6 protein-coding genes are annotated in these 6,084 nt (G+C 65.3%); 1 reads left to right on the top strand and 5 read right to left on the bottom strand.

The features are described from left to right. From hflX to Q0116_RS03695, 5 genes are all read right to left on the bottom strand, one after another. Positions 1 to 820, bottom strand: an 820-nt coding sequence (gene hflX / locus Q0116_RS03675; RefSeq protein ID WP_297885618.1) for a GTPase HflX, incomplete at its 3' end; no start/stop codon positions are given. Between the two features lie 319 nt (positions 821 to 1,139). Then, positions 1,140 to 3,065 (bottom strand): threonine--tRNA ligase, encoded by a 1,926-nt coding sequence (gene thrS, locus Q0116_RS03680; RefSeq protein WP_297885619.1) that lies wholly within the window; start codon positions 3,063 to 3,065, stop codon positions 1,140 to 1,142. 53 nt (positions 3,066 to 3,118) lie between these two features. Further along, complete coding sequence (locus tag Q0116_RS03685; protein WP_297885625.1) at positions 3,119 to 3,907, bottom strand: endonuclease V; 789 nt, start codon at positions 3,905 to 3,907, stop codon at positions 3,119 to 3,121. Positions 3,908 to 3,911: 4 nt separating this feature from the next. Next, positions 3,912 to 4,859 carry a rhomboid family intramembrane serine protease gene (locus tag Q0116_RS03690; protein ID WP_297885621.1) on the bottom strand — a complete coding sequence of 316 codons (948 nt, stop codon included), beginning with the start codon at positions 4,857 to 4,859 and terminating at the stop codon, positions 3,912 to 3,914. Between the two features lie 123 nt (positions 4,860 to 4,982). Beyond that, entirely contained in the window at positions 4,983 to 5,516 is a 534-nt protein-coding gene (locus Q0116_RS03695; protein ID WP_297885623.1) for an inorganic diphosphatase, read from the bottom strand. Positions 5,517 to 5,906: 390 nt separating this feature from the next. Between Q0116_RS03695 and Q0116_RS03700 the strand changes: the two genes are divergently transcribed. Next, positions 5,907 to 6,084, top strand: a 178-nt coding sequence (locus Q0116_RS03700; protein ID WP_297885627.1) for a helix-turn-helix transcriptional regulator, incomplete at its 3' end; no start/stop codon positions are given.

A 6,084-nucleotide genomic window follows, 5' to 3' on the forward strand; every position in this document is an offset into this window, starting at 1 on the left:
AGGATTCGACCAGCCAGTGAGGGAGGTCGGAGACGAAGCCGACGGTGTCGGTCAGCAGCACGTCCCGCTTGCCGGTGTCGGCGCGGCGGGTCGTCGTGCCGAGCGTGGTGAACAGTCGGTCCTCGCTCTCGGCGGTGGTGTCGAGGTCCTGGTGGCGGCCCTCGTTCTCGTCCACGTCGAGTTCGGCCGCGAGACGCCGCATGAGCGTCGACTTGCCGGCGTTGGTGTAGCCCGCCAGCGCGACGAGGTCGAAGCCGGATTCGCGGCGCTGGTCGCGGCGCGTCTCCTCTTTCTCCGCGATGGCGTCGAGTTCCCGCTTGATGTCCGCGATCTGGTTTTTGATGTCGCGCTCGCGGCTCTCGTCGTACTCGCCGAGCCCCATGAATCCGGGGCGTTCGTCTCGCTTCGCCAGCGACGCCTTCGCCTCCGCCCGCGGGAGTTCGTACCGCAGTTCCGCGAGTTCGACCTGAAGCTGGGCCTTCCGGGTGTTGGCGCGCTGGCCGAAGATCTCCAGGATGAGGGTGAAGCGGTCGATCACCTCGGCGCCGGTCGGGAGTTTCCCGCCGATGTTGTACGTCTGGTACGGCCCCAACCGGTTGTCCACAACGACCGCCGCCGCCCCGGTCTCGGCGACTACCCCGGCGAGCGCTTCGACTTTCCCCTCGCCGAAGTGGTAGGCGGCGTCCTCGGTCCGGGACTGAGCGAGGGTAGCGACAACCTCGTACCCCGCTGCGCGGGCCAGCTCCGAGATCTCGCTCAGGTCGGCGTCCTCGCCGCTGTCGACGCGCTTTGCGACGACGACCGGAGTTCCGTCGGTCATCGGTTGCTTCCTCCGGCGGTCCGCAGGCGTGGTCCTGACACGGTCTTTGTGATACTAACTCACCGAACCACTTGAACGCTACCCGGAATCCCGGGGCCGTTCGCGTTGATCACCGGCGGATCGAACCCGCTTTGAGCCGCTCTATGACCGTCCCGGGATGGCGTGGGTGTTCTACGTCGGCGGCGCAGCCGCGATCACCGGCGCGGCGTCGTTTGCGGCCGTGCTCGTGGGGTCTTTCGGGCCGACGCGCTACGGCTGGTAAGCGGCTAGAGCGTCGTGATCGTCGATATCCGCGTTCGGCGCCTGGACGACTGCCCGGCTATTCGTCGATGAAGTCGGGGTCGAGCCGCCGGCCGTCGACCTCCGAGCGGAGGTGCTCGCGGAAGTCCTCGACCGCGACGTCGCCGCGTTCGCGCTCCTTCCGGTCACGAACGGAGACGGTGCCCGCCTCGGCCTCGTCGCCGCCGAGGATGAGCATATACGGCACACGCTCTTCCTGTGCGTCCCGGATCTTCCGGTTGAGCGTCCACGACCGGTCCTCGACGGAGACCCGAAAGTCGTCGAGTTCGTTCTTCACGCGGTGGGCGTAGCCGAGTTGGTCGTCGCTGATCGGGAGGATCCGGACCTGCTCGGGCGCGAGCCACGTGGGGAACTTCCCGTCGAAGTGCTCGATCAACACCATGAAAAAGCGTTCGTAGGAGCCATACAGCGCGCGATGGATCATCACCGGCCGGTGGTCGGCGTTGTCCTCGCCGGTGTAGGTTAGCTCGAACCGCTCGGGCATGTTGAAGTCGAGTTGGACCGTCGGGCCGTCCCACTTCCGGCCGAGGGCGTCCTCGAACGCGAAGTCGATCTTCGGGCCGTAGAACGCGCCGTCGCCGGGTTCGAGGTCGTAGTCGATCCCCGCCGACTCGAGCACCGACCGGAGCTGGGACTCGGCTTGCTCCCAGATCTCGTCGCCGCCGACCGACTTCTCCGGCCGGGTCGCAAGCGCAACGTGGGCGTCGAGCCCGAAGGTCCCGAGTACCTCCCTGATCGCGTCCATCACCTGGTTGACCTCGGCTTCGATCTGCTCGGGCCGGCAGAACAGGTGGCCGTCGTCGATGGTGAACGACCACACCCGGGAGAGCCCCGAGAGTTCGCCGCGCTGTTCCTTCCGGTACACCTTGCCGTCCTCGAAGTACCGAACCGGGAGGTCGCGGTACGACCACGACTTCTGGTCGAAGATGGTGGCGTGTCCCGGGCAGTTCATCGGCTTTAATCCGTATTCCTCGTCGTTGACGTCCTGGAGGAACATGTCGTCGACGTAGTTGTCGTAGTGGCCCGACTTCTTCCAGAGCTCCGTCCGGAAGAGGTGTGGGGTCTCCACGGGCTCGTAGCCCGCGTCGAGGTTCAAAGAGCGGGCGTAGTCGGAGAGTTCGTCTAAGATCCGCTTGCCGTTAGGGTGATACAACGGGAGGCCGGGGCCGGTGACATCAGGGATCGAAAACAGGTCGAGCTCCTGGCCGAGCTTCCGGTGATCCCGCTCTTGGGCCTGCTCGCGGCGCTTGAGATACTGGTCGAGGTCGGCCTCGGACTCGAAGGCGGTGCCGTACACCCGCGTAAGGGTCTCGTTGTCCTCGTCGCCGCGCCAGTACGCCGAGGAGATGTTCAAAAGCGTGACCGCGCCGATGTCGCCGGTCGAGTCGACGTGTGGCCCCTGACACAGGTCCTCGAAGTCGCCCTGGGCGTAGAAGGAGACGGGATCTTCGCCGGCGGCTTCCTCCTCGAGAATTTCCCGCTTGAACCGGTTGTCGGGGTACGTGTCGAAGGCGGCGTCTCGGGAACGGATCTCGCGTTCGATCGGGAGGTCCGAATCGAGGATCGACTCCATCTCGGCTTCGATATCGGTGAGGTCGTCGGCGTCGAGATCGACGCCAGCGACGTCATAATAAAACCCGTCGTCGGTCGGTGGCCCGATCGCGAGTTTCGCGTCCGGATACTGGCGTTGGAGCGCCTGGGCGAAGACGTGCGCCGCGGAGTGCCGCAGTACCCGGAGGTACTCGTCGCTGTCCTCGGTGACGATCACGATTTCGGCGCCGTCGTGGACGGGATCGGCCTTGTCGACGAGGTCGCCGTCGACGACGCCGGCGATCGTGTCGCTGCCGAGTCCCGGCCCGATCTCGTAGGCGACATCCTCGACTGTCGCCCCCCTGTCGACGGAGAGTTTCGATCCGTCAGGGAGGCTGACAACGATTTCGCTCATATGGTGTGGGAATGTGACCGCACGAATAAGTGTTTTCGAGTTGGCGAGGCGCGCTACTGCCCGGCGCTTGTGTCGTGCTCCTGTTTCACATCGTCCGCGTACGCGTCCGCGCGACGGGTCGGCTCCGGGAGCTTGTAGCCCGCACACAGCCGCTCGACCAGGTCAGTCGCGGTCCCGACGCCGACGCGGTGGCCGGGGCTGACGTAGAGGGGGTTGATGATCGGCCGGGAGTCGTACTGACGGGACTGGAAGGCAGTGCCGATTTCGGTCCCTGCCTCGGCGTTTTCCACGTCGGCGTCGGCCCGGATCGGCGTCCGCCACCCCTGCTCTCGACCGTCGACAGCCTCATCGGGCGTTCCGCACAGGAGTCCTTTCGCGACGCCGACGCTGGGGATGTTGAGCGTCACACCGATGTGGGTCGCAAGCCCCGCCTGCCGGAAGTGGATCCGGCCGCTGCCGTCGAACACGGCGAGGTCGGGGGTGCTGTCGAGTTCCGCGAACGCCGAAAGGATCGGCCCGCCCTCCCGGAACGCGAGGAGTCCGGGGATGTAGGGGATCGAAAGGTCGGTTACGGCGTGGGCCCGTTCGACGACCGTTTCCCCGCGAAAGACGACCACGACACTCACCGCGCGGTCGTCGAGGAACGCCTGGTCGACGCCGGCGACGAGCGGTGAGTCGGCGTCGGCGGATGCGGGCGGCCGGTCCGCTGCGCCGACCGATTCGACGGCGAATCCGAAATCGTCGGTCCACGTTGCGGCCGCGGCGACGTCGGACTGTACCGACTCCATCGCCTCGCGGGTCGCGTCCGGATCGGGAACGAACTCCGGGCGAGCGGGGCGCATCGGATCAGGGCCGGCCTGGGCCACCAGGACCGCCCGGGCCGCCTGGGCCGCCCATCCCGCCGCCGCCACGACCGAACTCGAGGGAGTTGGGAACGCCGACGCGACCCTTCACGCGGGCACCGTACGCCAGCCCGATCACGAGCCCGGCGAGGTGGGCGAGGTGGGCGACGTTGCCGCCGGCGAGCCCGCCGCCGAAGGCGCCGAACCCCGCGACGATGCTGAACCCGGCGAACCCGAAGGTCAGCACCCACAGCGGCATCGGGATGATGAAGTAGAGGTACACCCTGAGTCCGGGGTTCAGGACGGTGAGCACGCCCAGAACGCCCATAATCGCCCCCGAGGCGCCGACGACGCCCTGTCCGAACGGCCCGACCGTCAGGAGGGTCGACCCGACCTGTGCCAGCCCCGCGATGATCCCCGCGCCGAAGAAGAGCGCGGTGAACCGCCGGGTGTCGAGATACCGCTCGACCACCGGGCCGAAGAAGTACAGCGCGATGCTGTTGAACGCGATGTGGGTGAACCCGCCGTGGGCGAAAATGGAGGTGAGCCACGTCCAGACGTACCCGATACTCCCCGGTGAGAGCACGAAAACGGCCTGCCAGAGGGCACTCCCCGGGGGCGCTCCCAACACGAACGGAAAGACGAGAAACTGGAGTCCGAACGTGATCCACATCGCGCCCAAGAGCGTGTAGCTCATGTTCCCGCGGAAGTAGCCGAGCACGCCGCCCGTTCCGGTGAGTCGGTCGAGGTAGCCGGGGCTCGACGCCCCGCCGCGATCCCGGACGGAGTCGTCGAAACTGCTCTCGAAGACGCCTGAGGGGTCGTTCCACTCGTTTATCCCCGGACAGTCGTGGTTCTCCGGCAGCCGGTGTTCGCCGCAGAACGTGTCTCCGCACCGGCGGCACTGGTACGGGAGGTTCTCGTGCTCCCCGCACTCGTCGCAGGTAGCCATCACTTTTCATAATAACGGCGGGAGTAAAAGCGGTTCCCTTCGGCGCACACCGGGCGCACAGGGGCCGGGCTACGCCGGCACAGAAACGTGGCGGGGGCGGCCTGACCGTGTCAGACTGTAGGGTTACGCGAAGTTCTCGTCGTAGAGGTCCATCGCGTGTTCGACGGCGTCTTTCGCCGCATCGGCGTCGGCCCACCCGAGCGTCTCGGTCTCTTTGCCCGCTTCGAGGTTCTTGTACGTCTCGAAGAACTCCGAGATCTCCGCTTTCTGCTGGTCGGTGAGGTCGTCGACGTCCGTGACGTGGTCGTAGCGGGGGTCCTCGGCGGGGACGGCGATCACCTTGTCGTCTTTCTCGCCGTCGTCGTCCATCTCCATCATTGCGACGGGGCGTGCCTCGATCACGCACCCGGGGAACGTCTGGTCTTCCACGAGGACGAGAACGTCGAACGGATCCCCGTCGTCGTAGTAGGTCTGCGGCAGGAAGCCGTAGTCGGAGGGGTAGTGGACGTTCGAGTGAAGTACGCGATCGAGCACGACGCCCGGCACGTCCTTGTCGTACTCGTATTTGTTCCGCTCGCCCTTCAGACACTCCACGACGGCGTAGACGACGTCGGGCGCGTCCGGCCCGGTTTCGACGTCCTCCCAGAGGTTCGTCATACTGGACGCGACTCCGAACGAACAAAAAGTCCTTTCGCATCTGCGTCGGGCGGCGCAGCGACGTCATCCCCCGAGCCTGAACGCGACCTCTCATACGGATTACTGTAACGGATTTCGACACCCCGGGGTGTCGAACATCTTCACGTCGGTATAGCCAACAGTGTGACTACAATAACCCGTATCAGTGGTATTCCTGTGTGAGTCTCGTGATATTCAAAAAGTGGTATTTATGTGCCAATACGTTCGGCATACGTGTACCAGTTCGGCCGATCGGTACCGCACCGGCTGGCTTCTTGCCGTGATCGTCGTACGGCGGATTCACGCCACACGCGTGCTGATACCCGTATTTAGTTACAAAGTCTTAAACCCACCGACAGCTTCATACACAATATGGCAGAAGGTCAAATAGCAGTTGAAACCGACAGCGTCGTTCGTGATCTCACCGCGTTCCAGCAGAATATCCTGGTCATCCTGGCAGAAGAGCCGATGTACGGCCTCGCAATCAAGTCCCACCTCGAGACGTACTACGGCACCGAGGTGAACCACGGCCGGCTCTACCCCAACCTCG

This window comes from uncultured Halorubrum sp. (assembly GCF_937146585.1).
GTDB lineage: Archaea > Halobacteriota > Halobacteria > Halobacteriales > Haloferacaceae > Halorubrum > Halorubrum miltondacostae.